Origin of the sequence: Achromobacter sp. UBA2119 (genome assembly GCF_002331005.1) — a bacterium.
Lineage (GTDB): Bacteria > Pseudomonadota > Gammaproteobacteria > Burkholderiales > Burkholderiaceae_B > Achromobacter > Achromobacter animicus.
In genome coordinates, this window is the sequence record NZ_DCYD01000013.1 from 311,383 (window position 1) to 330,085 (window position 18,703).

General features: G+C 56.2%; 16 protein-coding genes and 1 pseudogene. 8 read left to right on the forward strand and 9 right to left on the reverse strand.

Annotated features, from left to right (window positions below; translation table 11 throughout):
- Nucleotides 1-82: 82 nt before the first annotated feature.
- Nucleotides 83-1,061, forward strand: a pseudogene (locus tag B3098_RS29225) (transposase); the annotation flags it as partial.
- 124 nt (nt 1,062-1,185) lie between these two features.
- Here the strand turns inward: B3098_RS29225 and B3098_RS13745 are convergent.
- A complete protein-coding gene (locus B3098_RS13745) occupies nt 1,186-1,992 on the reverse strand; it encodes a sulfite exporter TauE/SafE family protein (protein ID WP_286897042.1) in 807 nt (268 codons plus the stop codon).
- Nucleotides 1,993-2,093: 101 nt separating this feature from the next.
- Between B3098_RS13745 and B3098_RS13750 the strand changes: the two genes are divergently transcribed.
- Nucleotides 2,094-2,879, forward strand: coding sequence for an AraC family transcriptional regulator (locus tag B3098_RS13750; protein WP_286897044.1), 786 nt, complete (start codon nt 2,094-2,096; stop codon nt 2,877-2,879).
- A gap of 382 nt (nt 2,880-3,261) precedes the next feature.
- Here the strand turns inward: B3098_RS13750 and B3098_RS13755 are convergent, their stop codons facing one another.
- Both B3098_RS13755 and B3098_RS13760 read right to left on the reverse strand, forming a co-directional pair.
- Nucleotides 3,262-3,420, reverse strand: coding sequence for a hypothetical protein (locus tag B3098_RS13755; RefSeq protein WP_286897047.1), 159 nt, complete (start codon nt 3,418-3,420; stop codon nt 3,262-3,264).
- Between the two features lie 93 nt (nt 3,421-3,513).
- Nucleotides 3,514-4,434 (reverse strand): LysR family transcriptional regulator, encoded by a 921-nt coding sequence (locus B3098_RS13760; protein ID WP_286897050.1) that lies wholly within the window; start codon nt 4,432-4,434, stop codon nt 3,514-3,516.
- Between the two features lie 110 nt (nt 4,435-4,544).
- Here B3098_RS13760 and B3098_RS13765 point away from each other — a divergent pair, with 110 nt between their 5' ends.
- The 3 genes from B3098_RS13765 to B3098_RS13775 all read left to right on the forward strand — a co-directional run bounded on the left by B3098_RS13765 (nt 4,545) and on the right by B3098_RS13775 (nt 7,399).
- Complete coding sequence (locus tag B3098_RS13765; RefSeq protein WP_286897052.1) at nt 4,545-5,525, forward strand: Bug family tripartite tricarboxylate transporter substrate binding protein; 981 nt, start codon at nt 4,545-4,547, stop codon at nt 5,523-5,525.
- Nucleotides 5,526-5,643: 118 nt separating this feature from the next.
- Nucleotides 5,644-6,831 (forward strand): alpha/beta hydrolase family protein, encoded by a 1,188-nt coding sequence (locus tag B3098_RS13770; protein WP_286897055.1) that lies wholly within the window; start codon nt 5,644-5,646, stop codon nt 6,829-6,831.
- A gap of 121 nt (nt 6,832-6,952) precedes the next feature.
- A complete protein-coding gene (locus B3098_RS13775) occupies nt 6,953-7,399 on the forward strand; it encodes a LysR substrate-binding domain-containing protein (RefSeq protein WP_286897057.1) in 447 nt (148 codons plus the stop codon).
- Nucleotides 7,400-7,479: 80 nt separating this feature from the next.
- Here the strand turns inward: B3098_RS13775 and B3098_RS13780 are convergent, their stop codons facing one another.
- Together B3098_RS13780 and B3098_RS13785 are read right to left on the reverse strand one after the other, a co-directional pair.
- Nucleotides 7,480-8,490 (reverse strand): LysR family transcriptional regulator, encoded by a 1,011-nt coding sequence (locus tag B3098_RS13780; protein WP_286897060.1) that lies wholly within the window; start codon nt 8,488-8,490, stop codon nt 7,480-7,482.
- 70 nt (nt 8,491-8,560) lie between these two features.
- Complete coding sequence (locus tag B3098_RS13785) at nt 8,561-9,544, reverse strand: NADPH:quinone reductase (RefSeq protein ID WP_286897062.1); 984 nt, start codon at nt 9,542-9,544, stop codon at nt 8,561-8,563.
- Nucleotides 9,545-9,675: 131 nt separating this feature from the next.
- Here B3098_RS13785 and B3098_RS13790 point away from each other — a divergent pair, with 131 nt between their 5' ends.
- Nucleotides 9,676-10,026 carry a winged helix-turn-helix transcriptional regulator gene (locus tag B3098_RS13790; RefSeq protein WP_286897065.1) on the forward strand — a complete coding sequence of 117 codons (351 nt, stop codon included), beginning with the start codon at nt 9,676-9,678 and terminating at the stop codon, nt 10,024-10,026.
- A 450-nt stretch (nt 10,027-10,476) separates the two neighbouring features.
- On the opposite strand, the gene B3098_RS13795 is transcribed toward B3098_RS13790, so the two are convergent.
- Nucleotides 10,477-11,907, reverse strand: coding sequence for a hypothetical protein (locus tag B3098_RS13795; protein ID WP_286897067.1), 1,431 nt, complete (start codon nt 11,905-11,907; stop codon nt 10,477-10,479).
- 231 nt (nt 11,908-12,138) lie between these two features.
- A complete protein-coding gene (locus B3098_RS13800; RefSeq protein ID WP_286897070.1) occupies nt 12,139-12,702 on the reverse strand; it encodes a hypothetical protein in 564 nt (187 codons plus the stop codon).
- Between the two features lie 150 nt (nt 12,703-12,852).
- On the opposite strand from B3098_RS13800, the gene B3098_RS13805 reads away from it, so the two are divergent.
- Complete coding sequence (locus B3098_RS13805) at nt 12,853-14,028, forward strand: dsDNA nuclease domain-containing protein (protein ID WP_286897073.1); 1,176 nt, start codon at nt 12,853-12,855, stop codon at nt 14,026-14,028.
- A gap of 168 nt (nt 14,029-14,196) precedes the next feature.
- Nucleotides 14,197-15,762, forward strand: a complete 1,566-nt coding sequence (locus tag B3098_RS13810) for a hypothetical protein (protein ID WP_286897076.1) — start codon at nt 14,197-14,199, stop codon at nt 15,760-15,762.
- Nucleotides 15,763-16,283: 521 nt separating this feature from the next.
- Here the strand turns inward: B3098_RS13810 and B3098_RS13815 are convergent.
- A complete protein-coding gene (locus B3098_RS13815; RefSeq protein WP_286897078.1) occupies nt 16,284-16,616 on the reverse strand; it encodes a hypothetical protein in 333 nt (110 codons plus the stop codon).
- A 453-nt stretch (nt 16,617-17,069) separates the two neighbouring features.
- Nucleotides 17,070-18,323 carry a type II toxin-antitoxin system HipA family toxin gene (locus B3098_RS13820; RefSeq protein ID WP_286897080.1) on the reverse strand — a complete coding sequence of 418 codons (1,254 nt, stop codon included), beginning with the start codon at nt 18,321-18,323 and terminating at the stop codon, nt 17,070-17,072.
- Nucleotides 18,324-18,703 lie beyond the last annotated feature (380 nt).

The following is an 18,703-nucleotide window of genomic DNA, read 5'->3' on the forward strand; positions in this document are numbered from 1 at the left end:
AACCGATGAGTCCATCTTCGCTACGCAATCAGTGACGATCTGGTTCGTTCCGGTTGCGACCGACTTTACTTTTCGTATTTACAAGAACTTCACGGCTGCCAAGATAGATGGTCGTCAGCAGCGGATTGAGGAGACCATCCACCGCTATCTGGCGGCGCTCGATACAGCGGACCGAACGCAACCTGTCGAGATCGAGGTCAGGACCAATCGGCTCAGTGACAAGATCGAACGTCTGCGCAAATAAACGCGCACGTTGGATGACGTCAAGGAGAGGCTCAAAAGACAGTCTAGGCGGTCAACTGTCAGTGACCGACCTGGAGGCCCGCTCGATGGCTACCAGCGGCCGGGGCTCGGAGATGGTCTGCTATGCAGATGGTTGTCGAAGCCAAGCACCATCTGATCGTCGCGCACGAAGTGACGAACCGAGGACATGACAAGGACTCATTGGCATCGATGACACAAGCCGCGCGGTAGGCGATGGGCAAGAAGCGATTGCGTGCGATTGCAGATCGCGGCTACTACAGCGCGCCGCAGATCAAGGTATGTGCGGAGACAGGTATAGATGCGATCTTGCCCGAACCCACAACGTTCAATGCCAAGGCCGTAGGCCGCTTCGACCGTTCGGACTTCATTTACGTCGCGAAGGACGATGAGTACAGTGCCCTGCAGGCTAGCGCGCCATCCACCGGTTTACGCGAGAGGAGAATGGTCTTCAATTGCGGCGCTACTGGAGTAGTGCCTGCCCACGATGCGCTATAAAGGAGCGATGCACACCTAGCGCGTTTCGGCGTATCAGTCGATGGGAACTTGGGGCCGAGCTTGAGGCGGCGCAGCGCCGACTAGACCGACTGCCAGGTTGGATGAAGGTGCGGCGACACACGGTGGAACCTGTGTTCGGCACGTTCAAGCATTGGATGGGCTATACCCACTTCCTAACTCGTCGCTTGGGCAATGTGAGCACGGAAATGAGCTTGAATGTACTGGCCTATAACCTCAAGTGGGTCATGCGCATCCTAGGCTTCCAGCAAACGATGAAAGCGATGCTGTCGATAGGGGGCTGAGCCCATCTGGTGACCCATAACGCACCTCAGGCCCTATCCGGGCCGCCCAAACGGTTTGAGTGAGCCCCGCTTCGAAAACAGTAAAGACCGCCCGAGGTGATGCGGTCCTGTCCCGCGTAGAAAGCTAGACCACCAGCATAACGGCCAGAACCAGACATAGCAGCGCGACGTACGCCTTGGCATGGATGGCGTCGGGAATCTTGCCGATCCACCGCGACGCAACCCGAATGCCCAACCACAAGCCCGCGACAAGAACCAGGCAGGCGCGTAGGTCGATGTAGCCGATATGCCATGCGCCCAGCGGCGCCACATTCCAGGCAAGCAGCACGTAGCTCGCGGAGCCGACCACCGCCATCGGCAGCGACAAGGGATTCGCCGCCGCGGTCGCGGCCGTCATGCTGGCGCCACGCCTGCGCATCAGTGGCACTGTCATGACGCTGCCGCCCACGCCCAGAAAGGCCGCGATTGCGCCAATCGTCGTCCCTGCGGCGGCAGTCCCCAGCCTATCCAGCGGGCGAGTCCGTGCCTTGGCTTCCTCGGTGAAACCGGGTCGCAGCAGACTGTCAAGAATCGTAAGCCCCAGATAGACGATGAAGGCCCAGCGCACCCAGGCGCCGCTCAAGGCCATCGCGGCGGCCGCGCCCGGCACGGCGCCCAGCGCAACGTAGCCCAGCAGCGGCCGCACCTGGCTCCAGGGTACGGTGCCAGCCTTGTAATGACGCAGCGTAGCCATGCTCGCGCCGAAGATCATCACGCAAGTCGAAGTGGCGACAGCGATGTGCATAGCCGAGCCTCCCACATCGCTTTCGGCACCATAGGTCGCAAGCAGAACCGAGTAAAGGACGGGCACGACGACGAACCCGCCGCCGAAGCCGAACAGCACGGTTGTCACACCGGCGAGGACACCGAAGAACCCCAGTAACAGATACATGGAAAGCCGTTTTCTTTGCAAAAGATCACGATAACTGCGCAGGCAATGGCCTTCATTCGATAATTGGTCAACAATCCTTTTATTTCGGCCATTGAATTATCATGCAGAACGTCTCCCTCGCTGATGTCGACGCCGTGGCTCGGCCCCTGCTCGCCATCTGCACCGACTATCCGTCAGGTACGCTGCTGGATATGCACACGCACCGGCGCGCGCAGGTGCTCTATGGCATGACGGGCTTGATGGAGGTTGAAACGGACGATGGAGCGTGGGTGGTTCCACCGTACAGCGGCGTGTGGATTCCGGCGGGCAAGCGTCACCGGGTGCGCATGCAGGGGGTGAGCACGCGCAGCCTCTACATCGAGCCGAACGCAGCACCGCGACCGACGGCGCACTGCGAACCGCTGGTCATCACGCCGCTGCTGCACGAGCTGCTGCTGGATTCTCTGGCTCTGCCTGCTCTCTACGATGAGCAAGGGCGCGATGGCGCCCTGGTGCAACTGCTGCTGTTTGAGGTGCGGCAGGCGCAGACCATGCCGCTGTTCGCACCCATCCCGCAGGACCGCCAGCTTGCGAAACTGTGCAAGGCGTTCCTGAAGACGCCCAGCCTGCAGGCGACGCCCGAGGCGTGGGCGCAGAATATGCACAAGAGCCTGCGCACCTTCACGCGGCTGTTCCGGCTGCAAACGGGCATGAGCTTCGGCGCATGGCGACAGCAGGCATGCCTGCTAGCAGCGCTGCCCCGACTGTCGGCGGGGCAGTCGGTCACGAAGGTGGCGTTGGATCTCGGCTATGACAGCTCCAGCGCGTTTTCGACCATGTTCCGCAAGCGGTTGGGCCAAGCGCCAAGCGCCTTCATCCGAGGCGGCCGGACGGGGGCCCCTTCATGAAATCTAGCCGGTCGTTTCTTCCGTCGGGGCGCGGCGGCGGCTTCAGTAGGATCGGCTTTTGCGTCCCCCACCACCTCATTCACGGATTGCTGCGTGCTTCGGCAGCAACTGATTTAAGAGAAGCCATTTGAAGCGGTGCTTCGAGAGACTGTCGGGGCGACAACGCCCGATGACGCGCTAGAAATGCTTGCTCGAAACGGGCAAGCGCTTCCTTAATTCATGGGTCAACGGCTAATCAGTGCGCTGCCATCACGACTGGCGGTTACAAACTCGCGTGAAAGTCCGTTCTTGGCCGGGAGCTGGCTTGACTTCAACGCTAATTGGCATGCTCTCGGTCGCGCGAATGGCGCTTCTGAACTGAGCGTCCAGGCAGGACCGGATTTCACTCAGGGGCGGTTGCGTAGGGATGCGCCGGGATACGCATCGGCGGTTCGGCTAACAGATCCAGGATTTCGTCCTCGAGCTCGTCGGCAAGCGAGCTGTTTTCATAGCCGTCGCGAGCGCAAATCAATATTTTCTCGGACCCGTTAATGAAGTCCACAAAAGCTCGGACTTTGCTGGAGTCACCGTCCGATGTGCATAGATTGTTTTTCGGCTCTGCGGTCGAGTGACCGAAGTGGGGCGCAATTTTCTGTTAAGCGGCCATTGGTCGAATTGCTGCATCCGTCAAATGCAAAGTGTGAACCGTAGCCAGAAGGGCCTCCTGAAATTTGGCCGTGGCGACAGTCAGCGGTCTGTCAACTCTCCGAGCTATATATCTAGAAATCGCCAAATCTTTAACTGGGCCGCCCGAAAAAACTCCTCGTTTGATATCAGCGCCAATACCAGAATACGGGGAAATATGTGCTCCCACTCCGCGTCGCACGAGGTCCTTCGTGATGGCTAGTCCGTCGGCTTCCGCAATGACGTTCAGAGTGATGCCAAGTCGAGACGCTTCACTGTCCAGGTATTGACGTACCATTTGCCGCGAACAAGGTTGAATAAGCGCTTGATGTGCAAGATCGTCAAGGGTGCAGCATTCCGATTCCCCCGTCCCTTTTGAACCTACGGGCCGAACGACCCACAAATCCTCAACACACAGGGGAACGCTGATTAAAGGAAAGTCGGCACCTCTCATCAAGATGGCGATATCCAACCGGTCACCGAGAAGATGATCCTGTAAGTCACTGCTCAGTCCTTCTCGGAGCTCAAAGCGTACATCTGGATAGGTGCGCTGGAAGGACTGAACTGCAGCACCTACCACGAAGCCGCCCAGAGAAGGGGGGAAGCCGATTCTTAGCACCCCCGCAACGGTCGACGTTGACTCTGCGACGAGTGCTCTGACATCTTGCACCGCTCTAAAGATCGATTCAGCACCAGAGGCAAGCCGTGCCCCGGCCTCGGTGGGTTCGACCCCTCGACTGTGACGATACAGGAGTGCAACGTTGAGCTCTTCTTCAAGTAGAAGAACCTGGCGCGTTAGGGCGGGTTGGGTGATGTGCAGAGCCTTGGAAGCCTTCGTAAAGCTTTTTAGCTGAGCAACCCGCACAAAGTAGCGCAATTGAACCAAATCCATGGCACCCCTCCTCTATAAGTAAATTTTATAGCACGGCAAACTATTTGGCATTTGTCGTCGGTTGGTGGGGCCGCCACAATGAAAGGACACATACAAAGGAGACGACATCGATGCTGACTTCTAGCCGAACTTTGCGCGCCTGGATTGCTAGTGCACTGCTGGCGCTGACGGCTACGGTATCCGCACAAGGGTATCCATCTAAGCCTATTCGGTTGGTAGTCCCATTTTCCCCTGGCGGTCCAACCGACATTTATGCGCGGCTGATCGGCAAGCTACTTGGCGACGAATTGGGACAATCAATCATAGTGGACAATCGCGCAGGGGCTACGGGCCTCATCGGCACGAGAGCCGTGAAAGATGCAGCACCCGACGGATATACACTTCTTTATACCTCTAATAGTGCACAAGTCATCAGTCCGTTGCTGAGAAAACCCCGTCCCTTCGATCCTGTAGAGGACTTCACTCCCATTACGGAGCCCGTCCGATATCCGATGTACCTTTTGGCGTCGCCAAAAGTTAAAGTCGATAGTTTTAAGGAATTTGTTGAACTGGCGAAGTCGCAGCCAGGAGCGATGACTTACGCAAGCGTCGGCACGGGAAGTGGAAATCACCTCGCGTGCGAGCTAATGAATCGCGCCGCAGGCATCCAAGCACTGCATATTCCTTACAAGGGTGCTGCCCCGACAATTGCGGCTCTGATGTCTGGAGAAGTTGATTATATGTGCGATTCCGTAGGAAACGCCCAATCCATGGTGCAGGCAGGAAAAATGAAGGGATTGGCTCTGACCGCAGCAAAGAGAACAGCTGCGGTCCCCGATATTCCGACCATGACGGAACATGGGGTTCCTGTGGAAGCGTATATCTGGCAGGGTATATTCGGGCCGAAAGATTTACCCCCTGATGTGCGCGACAGGCTTGCGTCGGCAATTAAAATAGTTATGAGCGATCCTGGTTTGAATGCGAGGCTTCATAAGGAGGGGTATGAACTGGTTAACCAATCTCCTGATCAGTTCGCTAAGGATATCCTCGCAGAAAGGACGCTTTGGGAAAAGCTCATCGCTGAGGAAAACATTTCTGCAGATTCGCTGTGACACAGTGCTGCCGCGATTAGTTTTTGACGCGAAAATGGCAATCTGGACCCAGCGGATTTCCTATCTTAATCCCCAGCGCCAGTCGGTTGGTGCTCAAGACCCGAATTAGGAGCTAAGCTTGTTTCAATTCTTTGACGAAAACTACACCTGGAATATGGCTGTTAATTTAGCCCTGGGCATGGGGGCCGCCATTGGCGAAATCGACGATGCCTCTTTTTTGGCGAAGGAGGCTTCTCTTCGGCAAGATCCCCAAGCGGCGGAAATTCTCTTCGCGTCTTGGACGGGCCTCGGTGATCGTTTGACCTTGCTTGCTCATCAAGATTTACAGCGGGGTCGGCAACTTAGTGCTGGCGAAAAGTTCAGACGCGCTGCGATTTACTATGTGCAGGCAGAAAGGATGCAGTCTCCGAACTTCGCTGACCGCAGTACCGCGTATAGCAAAATGCTCACCTGCTTTCGCCAGTATGTAGAGACAACTAATCAGCCAGTTGAATTCGTCAACGTTCCCTACCAAGGCGGCATCCTACCCGCACTGTTCGTTCCCGCTGTCGGACACGATGAGGGGCTAGCGCCGTGCATGGTGCACTTTGATGGCCTAGATGTCACCAAAGAGATTCTTTACCTCCTGGGGATGGGCGACGCCCTTCGAAACCGTGGTGTGTCCGTATTACTAGTTGACAATCCCGGCGTCGGCGAAGCTTTGCGGTTTCACGGACTTACCAACTTCCCAGAGTCAGAGATACCCGCCGCGGCGTGCGTTGATTATCTCGAGTGCCGTGATGACGTGGATACAGGACGTATTGGCATTATGGCCTTGTCGCTAGGCGGTTTCCATGCTCCACGCGCTGCAGCGTTCGAACCCCGATTGCGGTGTTGCGTTGCATGGGGAGCCAATTATGATTGGGGCGCTACGCAACGATATCGCTACGAAAGCCGCGATCAACGGCTGCCGGTACCGCATTATTGGGATCACGTTATGTGGGTTTTTGGGGAGAAGGATATAGACTCCATGCTAACCACTGCCGATCGTATGAGTCTGGAAGGGATTCTCGATAGAATTCGTTGCCCGATATTGGTCACGCACGGCGAAAATGATCGCCAGATTCGGCTGGAGCAAGCAGAGCGTCTGATTCGGGAGTGCGTAAACAGTCCTAAAGCCGAGCTTTTTGTGCATACGTTGAAAGACGGAGGGGCTGAGCATTGCAGTGTGGACAACATCAAGCTTGGTGTTGATACGATAGCGGACTGGGTAAGCGAAACGATGAACGAACTCGAGGACGGAACCGTGATCAGAACAGAGACTTGACGTTACGTGGCACTCATTTCTTGCCATAACGTTGCAATTCTTGGTCTGTCTCCTCAACGCGCGGCGGTAACTAGAACAGGTGCAACTCTAAAAATGCAGTACATGTGTTCTAGTTGTTGCTGTGCGTATTTGTTATCTTCTATACCCAAAGAAATTATTCTTCAATATCTTCAAATTAATCATCGTCGTTAGAAGGGCGGGAATCGCCGCGATAATCCGCACTCCTCGTATCGACATTTCTTCATCCAAGTACGCATACCCGCACATTCTTGTTTCTGGCCGAGCCGAGGCTCGCAGCCCGGTGGATGCGCAGCTCGCACGGATGGGGCGCAAGCGCCGCGTCGGGGTGGTGCTGCCGTCATTCGGCATGGTCCCGGGTTTGCTGCGCGGCTCGAACATGATCGCGATGTTGCCCTCGCGCGTCGTGCCCCCCGCCGGCGACCTCACTGTGTTGCCGCCGCCGATTGCTGTATGCGGATTCCCTTTGCATCTCGCTTGGCATCGGCGCAGGGATAGAGACCGGGCGCTGCAGCATGTTGTAGGTGTGGTGGCGGGGCTGGTGCCGTAGCGTCAACCGAAGGTTGCTGCTTCCGAGCGGATCCCCTGCGTTGCCGAAGACCGCTGGCGCGTCCTGGGAAGGCGTAAAAATCAACAGAGACTAGGACAGGGCTGGGTTTTCTCGAGCAATTTCGCGGGATGGAGCAGCTCAAGGCCATCAAAGCCATGGACGGCTTTCCACGTTGATGTTTGCTTGCGCCCGACTCCCAAGTCCTCAGAAAACTGGGCGACCAGATGCTCCTTGAGTACTGCGATGAATGCGGCCGCCCGCGCCGATATCACGCGACTTTCAAATAACGCATAGACCATCGTTGGCCGGAGCTCCCATTCCGGCAACACTCTTTGCAGATCAAAGGAAGCTATGTGCGGCCTGGCGCACTGCGCCGGAACCTGCGTAATGCCCAACCCACGGCTGGCCATCTGCAGATTCAACATGACGCTGTTGCTGGTGTGCTTCGGCGTCAACGCGATGGACTGGATATCTGCGGCCCGCGAAAGCTCCCAGATGCTATCGGCATGCGCCGAGATCTGAATATGTCGGTACAGGTCTTGCGGCGAGGCCGGAACGCCATGGCACTTGAGGTAGCCGCGGGATGCCACCAGCACTCGGCGCAGGTTCAACAGCGGCTTTTGAATCCACGACGAATTTTCCTGCGGCCCGCAGCGGATATGGACATCCATGCCACAGAGCTCGGCCTCCTTGGTTGCGCTGCTCAGTACGAATTCACAATTCAGATTGGGAAAACGCTTGCTCAGATCTTCAGCGACATCTGGAAGCATGGGTGCAAGTCCCGGCAAGATGGAAACGCGCAGTTTTCCTGCCGGTGATTCAAGATAGGTTTGCACGCGCTCATGCGCATTCAGAAGACCGTCGAGCCTGTCGGCGCATTCTTCAAGATAGCGTTCGCCAAGCGCCGTAAGGGATACCTTTCGGGTGGTTCGCTGAAATAGGACATAGCCCAACGCCCTCTCCAGTTCCGTAATACGTCGGGAAAGCGTCGCGGTCGGCACATCAAGCGCTTGTGCGGTCGCACTGAAGTTACCGTGGCGGGCGACTTGAACGAAATAGTAGATGTCGTCTAACGAAATACTCTTTTTCATACGAATCCGAGTGTTGAGACGGCCTCCTCCACGGCATGGATGGGCCATCCTTGATATCCAGTGTTCCGCCTTACACGCCGATCAGAACTTTGCCCATCACTGAAGCAGACTCGAGGGCGAGGTGGGCTTCCGCGATGCTTTCCAAGCCGACTTTCAGGCCGATATGCGGTGTGTATGCGCCGCTCTGCAGGCATGACGTGATGTCTTCGACCGCCTGGCGCTTGGCCTCGACGGGAACGGAATAGATGAATACGAATCGCAGCACGCAGCCCCGTACCATCGCTTTCAGAAGGGGGAGTGACAGCTCATCGGCTGCATTCGTCATCGCGTATGAACTGATGACGCCGCCGGGGGCAATGCATGCCAGATTGATATCCAGATTAGCTTGGATGTTTACATCTACGATGCGATCAACCCCTTTGCTGGCCGTATGGGCCGTCACGGCTGCAGGGATATCATCCGTTCGCCGGTCCAAGACGAGATCCGCGCCTACGGCCCGGGCTATGGCTGCCTGCTCTTCGTTCAGGACCGTTGCCAAGACCGACGCACCGGCCCATTTGGCAAGCAGGATGGAGGCTGTCCCGACCACGCCGGCACCGCCATGCACCAGCACGGTCAGTCCTCTCAAGTCCCCGTCTGCGAAAAGACAGCGGTGAGCGGTAAGCGCGGGGATTCCAAGCGATGCGCCGGTGTCGAAGGAGACATTCTCGGGAAGCTGCACAGCCTGCGCGTTGGGTACTACAACGTACTCCGCTGCAGTTCCGCTCGGCCGCCCGTACTGGGCTTCGTAGATCCAGACCCGTTCGCCGATGCGACCGGAGTCTGCCGGATCTCCGACGGCATCGATCACGCCCGCGCCGTCCTGGTGAGGAATGATCCGGGGAAATGGCATGGCGGAAGAAAATCCCGTCCGGGCCTTTAGATCGGTTGGATTCAGCCCCGACACGTGAACACGGATCCGAACCTCTCCCGGACCGGGGTGGGGAAGAGGTAGATCAGCGACGCGCAGTACTTCGTCTGCGGGGCCTTGGCGGTCATAGTAGGCAGCCTTCATTGCATTCTCCTGCGAGCGCCAACGCAGCGCCCTTCTTGAGCGCATTATTGGACGCAAGAGGCTTATGTACAAGTAGGCACACCTTTGATACCTAGGTATACTAAATATACTAATGAGGGGGAGAGCAGGCCATGGCGGACATCAAGCAGCGGGAATTCAGATGCGCAGTTGAAATAACTGTCGACATTGCGGGGGGAAGATGGAAGCCGTTGATCATTCACTACCTGCTTAGTGGGACCAAACGCTTCGGAGAATTGAGAAAGTTGATCGGGGGGGTGACGCAGCGCTCTTTGACGCTTCAGCTTCGCGAGCTGGAGGCGAGCGGCATCATCACCCGAGAGGTCTTCGCGGAAGTCCCGCCGCGGGTGGAATACACACTTACGAAACTCGGTACCACGCTGGCGCCTACGCTCGAGGCAATGAAGTTGTGGGGCGAACATTATTTAGCGCGTACTCAAGCAAGTAGCTCCAAGCGGGCATGATTAATCTCGAACGGCTGGACCGTGCTGGCTGTCAACCCAGCCTTGATTGATCGCCTACTTCCCATGCCCAAACACAACTTTCGGAAGAAATCTGTGTGGAGAGAAACCGCCGCGGACAGAGCGGATGAGCGGGATTGCGCGTGGTTTTAGACTGGAAGGCGCGGGGTTTCCAGCTTTGACGAAATTCGATGGATTCTGACCGCCGACGTTGAGTGGCTGCAAACCGTCTTATCGTCGGAGGATATTTGCGGAGGCGCGGTCTTAATAACAACGGAGCCAAATCAATTCAGACAGCGGATGGCCAGAGTGGCTACGAGAAGTGACCGGAACAGATGTCGCGGCGCTTTGTCCGACCGCTTCCGGCCAGGAGCGGACGTTGAAGAACGCCAGAATTACGGATGCGCTCTTGCCTCAGTGGCACAAAAGCATACGTTAACGCGATATTGATCCTCAGTCGATGTCCTCAACAAACTCAGTGTCAACGCCATCATAGGTATCTTGAAACACTAGCTCGTCCACCCTTGGGACAGGCTGCGATGCCGGTTGAATCAAAGTCTGGCTCTTGAGGATGCTGGTGTTGAAGTAGCGCTGGCAATCCATCACACCATTGATAAGAAGCCAATGAGTTGCTTCTGGAAATAGCGCCGGGTTGATCGGATACCTCGCGTTTGGGTTGTGGAACACCTCGATCTCCGCCGTCCAAGGTTCGTAGCCGTAGGGCTTCCACAACTGACGATACTCGTCGCTGTTTACGTCCATACTGAATGGGATACCGCGCAGTGCCCCCGGGGTGTCATCTGCGAACTCACCAATCCTCACATAACGGTAGTTGCCACTGTTTCCACCGGCGGAAATAGGTACGCGGCTCAACTTGGCCAAAGTAGCTGCATTCGAAAAGATAACCGCCGACAACTCCTGGCCTTCGGGCAAAAAGAACAAGCCGGCATGAATATCGGGATCTCCCGGGAGAAAATTGACTGCTTCAGCTACAGCGACCATCCTCTTGTCGCCACTTATTTCCCGGGCATACACCCCGTAGAGATAGGCGATAAGAGCCTCACGGCTCCACATCATGGATCCTGGGGAATGGAAGTCCGTTATTGCGATCAAAAACGGTTTGCCAACCACATGTGCCATGTTGCTGTAGCCCTTGCTCAACTTGTTTCGCAGGGTTCTGGCATAACGTTCTGCCGCCACTCCCAGCACGCGTTCGCGTCGATCTAGAGGAAACGGAGCTGTGCCTGCATGGGCATGGTCGTATGGCACTGGAGGATTAGCAGTTACCGCTTCGACCCAAGCCTCGCCACCCTTGCGATTGGCGACGTGGAAGTCTGGCGATGAGTGGTCCTGGGTAACCAACAGACCCTGCTCTCGGAAGCTAGCCAGAAGCTGAGCTTCCCATAAGCGAGTGTGGAAATTATTAGTCCGACAGTCGCTGGCCCAGTTAGGGTCTGGATTCGGCATGGCGAGATACAACTGGTTGAGCATCCAGGCTCCACGCTCTCGACAGGGATGTGCGAGCAGTTTGAAAATGCCGCTGGGTTCATTACCCTTGGCATCCGCTAGTGGCGCCCGTCTACGGACCCCCGACGGTACGGGAACACGTCTAGCGGGCTCGTCGCATGCCTGACGAATAATCGCCATCGCATCTTCTTGCCTGAAGGCACCCGTTTCTCTACGCAACACTACCCATACATCGTCCTCTCGGCGCCGCATGACAAGAACACCGTGCTTTTTGCTATGCTGGTTCTGGGTCAACACACCGACAGTGAGCCTGCCGCTACCAATCCACGCATTTACTGGAGGCTCGTCGCCAAAACTAAGTCCTTTCGGCAGCGACAAGGCAAATACATCAAACATATAGGGATGTAGTGGGTTCATAACTTACAGTCGCTTCGGGCTAGCCTACAAGCCACCATCTTTGGTGCGGGAAAGTATGAATGGTATCTGTCATCCTACTGAGCCGAGGTTCTTACAAGTGCTTGGCGGCCGCTTCGTGTCGCATGACGACCTACGGCCAGAAGCAGCCTTTTAATTTATCCCCGCGGACCACCGCGTCGGCCGAGCACCGGGAATTTGTCTACCCATAGCACAGACACCTGAAGTCGTACGTCACATCCCGCCCTTCCCCAGCACTGCCTTTAGATAAGGCCGTAACTCGACCCACTCGATAACTTGGGATACGCGGCGAAGTTCGCTAAGCGTCTCTTTCATTGTCACCGGGTCGAAAGTCTCCGGAATAGCGAACGAAGCTCCCTTTCTATCTGTCGCGTATCGATGGCGCTGGTCCAATACTCCATGGAATGCTTCGGTATCTTCAGGAAACAGCTCCTCGTTCAGGGACACCAAAAACTGGCGCGGGACCTCGAAATGGTACCTAAGCTCGGGGTAAAGGCGTCGGTATTCTCTGTAAAGCTTATTGAGGTTGTGGCCATGGTGTTCAGGCGCCTCGTCATGAGCGGCGATGGCTCCTTTCAGAAAGAGCTCAATACCCTGGCGCGCAATATGAAGAACGACGCGGCTCGACGAGTACTGAGATGAGAATCCTCCATCGAGCATCGCGTGGCACAACGCCTCGCTTGCCTCCAGGTAGGCCCGAGCAAGCCAGAGCATCCTGTCCCAAGCTTCCATCTCCGCGAGTTCTTTGGCGTACGACGGATCTGAATCGTCTTTCATGCGTCTCTCCTCCTACATTTCGAGATCCAGCATCTTGGTTTATAACGAGGCCGGATGTTGCAAGACTTTACATAAATCTATTGATCCACGATGATAGGCGGCGCGTCAAAGAACTCCACCATGTAAACGAAGCCGATTTAGGAGGGGGCGTTGAGCGGAATCAGAGGTACGACGGAGCTTTTGTCCGTTGCAAACAATCCGAAGTACTCAGAGACCGGTGGCGGGCACGGGGCCAAGGGCGTAGACTTTGCGCGCTGGTGGGCTGTCGTCCGGATGGTGGAGTTGGAGAAGGCCAATGAGCCGGATTTCCTACTCCTCTTTGAATCCGTTCAGGACGTCGCAGAACTAGATTCTGCAACCCAGCCAACACGGGCTAGGGTTTATCAAGTCAAGAAGAAGGACGCGGGGACTTGGAGCTGGTCTGTGCTCACAGGTACGGTTGCTCCCAAGGGAGCATCGACTGCTCCAAAGACGCCCACCAAGGCTCCTGCCGCAACTCGAAAGGCGCTGGACTTTAAGAAGGTCCAAGGCTCCGCACTTGGCAAGCTACAACTCAGCCTGAACGCATTCACGGCGCTGTCTGTCGAAGGCGTATTCCTTTCAAACGCGGGCTGCGACTTCCCACTTGCAGGAGGCGGATCCGCAGCTACAACTTTGCCTTGCACACTCGCAGATTTGGCTGCCGACCATGTTCAGCTGTTGACCGACGCTTTTGCCGCGTTGTCGACGGACGGTTCTCCACCTGATTTGACTCGGCTGAAGCTGCAGAAGGTCGCTATACATCCCGACAATCTGAATGCACCGGCGATTGCCGCAGCGCTTGAATTGCTAATCGAGCGCAGCCCATTACATGCCGGCCAGGCGAGGGCCTTCGTAGAGTCATTGGTGATGAAGATTTCGCCGCTGACGCGTGGAACAGACTGCTGCCAATCATTCGACGAGCTTGTTAAAGAACGCGGATTTTCGCGAAGAGCATTCATGGGTGCTCTAGCAGCCCTCGAGGCCGTGCCCGACCGCAGCGCCTTGCTTAACGACTTTTTGAACCAACTTCAATCTGAGGGCGTGGATTTCATGACCATCTCGTCGATCCGGGTCGCAGCCACGCGTGCCCAGCAAGATCGACTCACCGGGGGGACTGACTTATCCCGCGACATCGACCAATTCAGCGATGCATGGCTCGCGTCAAATCCGCCTACATCCAAACTTCGGCCCTACACTGAGGCCGCCCTAACCGCGCTCAAGGCCCAATTCGGCGCACAGCGCGATATCGACCTGATTGCCCGGTTTGTCATGAGAGCCATAACGAAATGCGTGGACCAGAACTAAGACGCCTCGTCCGAAGCCTGAGAACAAAAGACTATGCATCGCTTCCGATTCAAAAACATTTGGCTTCTCTCTCATCGCGAGAAGAAGGCACGTCACGTGGAGTTTCATCCGAGCAGGAACCTGCTAGTGGGGAGGAACCACACAGGCAAGACGACGCTGATTCGGAGCTTGTTTGAGACGCTAGGCGCGACGCCACAGGGAAAGCTCGAACAATGGGACGAAAACGCTGCGTCACTACTCGAGTTCTCAGTAGACAGCCGGAGCTACTTCGCCCTCCACCAGGATGGGCGGCGCGCGCTCTTTGATGCAACGTTCAATCTGCTCATCTCCACATCCAAGTTCGGCGACTGGTCCAGACGCTTTTGTGAGATAACCGACTTCAATTTGGTTTTCTCTGACAAGAAGCAGGCGGAGGTGGTCCCTGCAGATCCAGCGTGTTTCTTCGCACCCTTCTACGTCAACCAGGATGGAAGCTGGCAGGCTGAATGGAACACGTTCAGCGGCATGAAGCGCTTCAACGCACCTTTTAAGCCGATTCTTGAGTACTTCACCGGCATATGCCCACCGGAGTACTACTCGGCAAGTGCCGAAAAGTCCCAACATTCCAAGGTTCTAGAGGAACACCGACAAGAATACCGACTACTCGAACGTGCGATAGATCGCTTCAGCAGATCTGTCCCGCTGTCTGGACCAAAAGTCGACGCTGATAATTTTGCTGCCGAGATTGAACTGCTGACCAAAGAGGTCAATGGGCTCAACGTTCGACAAGAAGTGCTTAGAAGTAGTGCAGTCCGCGAGCAAGAGCTTCTCAACAGTTTGGACCATCAAATCCATCTTGCGGACATCGCTCTCGCTGCACATGACAGCGATGCCAAATACCTGCTCAAGGACGGCGCGGCGCCACTCATCTGCCCGACGTGCCACGCGGAGCACGAAAAACCGTTCCTCGATTTGCTGGAGTTTGCAGAGGATGCGCGCGTCCTTCGCGAGCTCGCTGCACGCCTGAGAGAAGATGCCGCAGAGGTTCGAAAGCGTACTCATAAGGTCTTCGCCGAGCTAAGCTCACTTAACGAAAACTACCAGCGCATCTCTCGTTTGCTGGACTCGCGCAAGGGCGAGCTGAGATTCAAGGACGTTGTGGGAAGCCTCGGCGCTGAGTCTGCATTCGCAACGTTCGAGGCCGAGCGCAAGCAGATTCAGGCGGCTATCGACGCCGTGGTCCTTAAGATCAACGCACTTGAAACAAGGATGAAGGAACTGCGTTCTCTTAAGCGCACGAAGAAAATCTTGGCCGAGTTCCGAGAACACTACGCGGACGGCCGCATCGCTCTGCAGCTGCACTCGGTCACGACCAAAACGATGCAACTGGGGTCCCGCCCCTCTCTTTCGGGCAGTGGTGGACCTCGCTCGATCCTTGCCTATTACGCCGCCATCTGGCGCACCGTACAAAGCAAGGAAGGCACGTACGACGTCCCGGTAGTCATCGATTCGCCAAACCAGCAAGCGCAAGACGACTTTAACCTTCCTGCCGTCCTGAGTTTCATCGCGAAGGACTTGCCCGCCGGCATGCAACTTATCGTTGGCTTGGAAACACCTATCGACCTCAAGTTCGACCTCGAGATGACGCTGACAGAGAGATACAGCATGCTTACCGAAGATGAGTGGGAGCTAACGGACAAGTTGATGGAGCCGTTGTTGAAGAAGATGTACGACACGCCTCTTTCTCAGAGCTAACGGTCGATCTTGTGCTCTGGCGTCGATTGCATCGATCTTTAGACGCAGCTTCTATCAAATGACCGCTTGCACAAAGCGAACTTTAGCAATGGAACTCGAACGGCAGCTATGGGTCGGAAGCCGCCCGTCACCAGCGGCGGCTCGCGGCCATGAAGCGGCGTGCAGGCCCTCGCCCCTAAGCATTCGGTCGTAAGTTCGAGGAGATGCATACCGTCAACCCAACCCTTGGTCGAAGCATTAGTGCCGATCGTCCTTTCTGTCGGGGTGTGGCCAGGTCTTCGTCTTCGCTGTTCGACACTGTCTAAAGAGTTCGGCCCCACCGCAAGGACTTTGATGTGAACGGGTCAATGCTCACGGAAACAAGAATTGAGTTCGCTCCGCGTCGTTCGCGAAAATTAGACGCCGGTCCAGCCAGTCGTAGTCATTGCGACTCTGAATGCGGAATGCGAGTCGTCGGCTCACCAGTTCGTCACGGACTACTACATCTCCACCGCGGTAACCGGCAATCAAATGTCCTGCTTTCACAGGTAGAACGTTTGGAGATTGCCGGCTTCGTCGAGAATCCCTACGCGCTTGGCAATCTCAATGGCCTTTCTATGACCTACCAAAAACGGATTGGTGCGTTTTGGTGCCGCCAGAGCAGTATAGGTAACCGACTCGGGCGGGCCCGAAGCTTTTTTGGCCCTCTTAGAAGCTGGCTTAGGATCTGCTACCTTCTTTGCGGCGCGCACCAGTTCGCCTGTTTGCTTCCGAGGAGCTTTGCTCTTCGGAGTGGGCGAGCCGGTTTGGACGACGTAGCGGACTACAGACAGGTCCCCACTAGTCGTGGATGGGCGTTTGCGAACGGTTGCCATGGGCTAATTCTCGCACGTCAACCTTCGGCGGAGTACCCCTTCCAAGCCTAGTGGGCATGCCGGCAAATCGCTCGTATGTCTGGCGATGGCTGGATGGCGCGAGCAGCCTGAGGTGGTCGTTGTTAGGAATGCTGCAAAGAAAGGCAAGCGCCGGCGGCAGTTGGCCCGACACCTAGCCGAAGGGAAGTGTGCAACGTGTTTCTCACCAGGTTGATCGCCCACCTACTTATTGAAGCTAGATCCAGTTCCTGCCGGGTCTCCACTGCGTCTAAGCAACATCAATCCAGTGTTCCATGTTGTTGCCGCTTACCGGTAAGCCGTCAGTTCGATAACCCTTCTCATCTGCTTTTAGCAGAGCCGACATTGTGGCAGGCAGCGCCTCTACTCATTGCCAAGTGCATCGGCATCACGCAACGGAGGAACACAGTCGTGAAAGTTGCCCAACGTATGTCATCACTGCAAATCTCGCACGGCGTGGCTTGCTTCTAGCGCAGCGCGGGATGCTGCGGGTGACATTGGCGAGCAGCCTATCGACCATAGTTCCAGCATTCTTCTAAGTCGATGTAAGGTCGGGGCTGACACTTTTCGACAGGAGAATTCAGCCACCTCTTTGCTGACCAGGCTGATCGCCGCGCTGAGACGGCCGTGCCAAGCCGCCTCTTCGGCTGCTGAAATGCGGCAGAGACGTGCGAAGGACTCGATCTCCGGTTTGCGAGGCCATCGTTTCGTTCCGCACAAAGTTAGCGCCATGCCATCAAAAGCATCGCCATTGTTGCTGCGCGGAGCATAAGCTCCCATCGTCAGCATGTCGTAGACGGGAGCTAGCTGCGGCCTTGACTCAGGCGAATAGAGAACGCCAAAGTTTTTCAGGTGCGCGTCACTGTTTCGTATAGAAGCTGCCAGCAAGTATTGGCCAAAGAGGTTCGAGCAGCTGACGTCCGCGATCTCGGGTTCCACAAGGTCCCTAACTGTGCGCACCACACGTTCGATAGAACCGGCGTACTTGTCACGCGCTGCGAGTCCGAGCAACGAGCACATATCTTCAAACTGCAGCGACGCTCCGTCGGCATCGATATCGAAGCGCTCTACGAAAAGCTCTTCGCCGTCCTCTGAGAGTCGTGCTGTGGCTGTCGTAAGCCCCATCGCCCTGGCGACCTTCATGCCAAAAAATTCCAATACCGTTAGTTCTGGATGGTCAGCGTCATTGGTTTTCACAATGCAGGGATGAAGGGGGCTGGGTGATGTTGGATCCGGTGATGTCCCCAGGTGCTTCGGAAAGCCTCCTGACACTCCGGGCAACCGTCCCAATGTGACCGCTTTCAGATCGGCGAGGGAAGAAACGGCACCACTGTCTTTCGGCCATATAGGGGCTAGAGTTCCCGCCTGTCCTAGGACCGCGGGAGGAACTAGTTGCAGGCCTCCTATTCGATCTTGGCCAGAAGCGAGAAGCACCGCCAATTCAGAGGACGTCTCGCCACTCAATTGCAGCCGTTGTTCCAGTAGTCGTTCAAGAAAGCCTTCGGGATACGAGACTTGAAAAACCGGGAAGAGAGTTCGGCTTTTCCAAAACTTCTGCGATGTAGGCATGCCAAGCGCGAGGGCGTAATTTGCCGGCACGTTATCAGCGTACGAAAATGAGAAGTTTCCCCCAGGCTCGCGTTCAAGTGTGCCCAGCAAGGTCCGGCGGAAGAAGACATTCAGCTTCATACGGAGCCTCCCGTTGAGATCTAAGTTCGACACAACGCGCAGCGCACACGTTGCCAAGGTTGATCGATCAGGACTCCAGGACCGCCGCACAGCTCGCATGTCTCAGACGACCTCTTCACATAGCGATGGGTCAACTGATATAGAGAGCTCATCAGAGGATCGCCGGACGGCACGCAGAATGCGATTCGCAGCACGCCAAACTTTTCCCTTATCGTGGCGATGTGAAACTTAGGCGGTGGAGCCGCTTCCCACATCGCCTCAAGTTCCTCGCAGAGGGCGAAGCACAATGGAATCCACCCTGGGCCGAATTCCACCTTTATCGGCTTTTCTGGGGCAAAGAGGTGAGGAAAGCCGGCGTGTGTTGGTTTGCAGTGAAAACT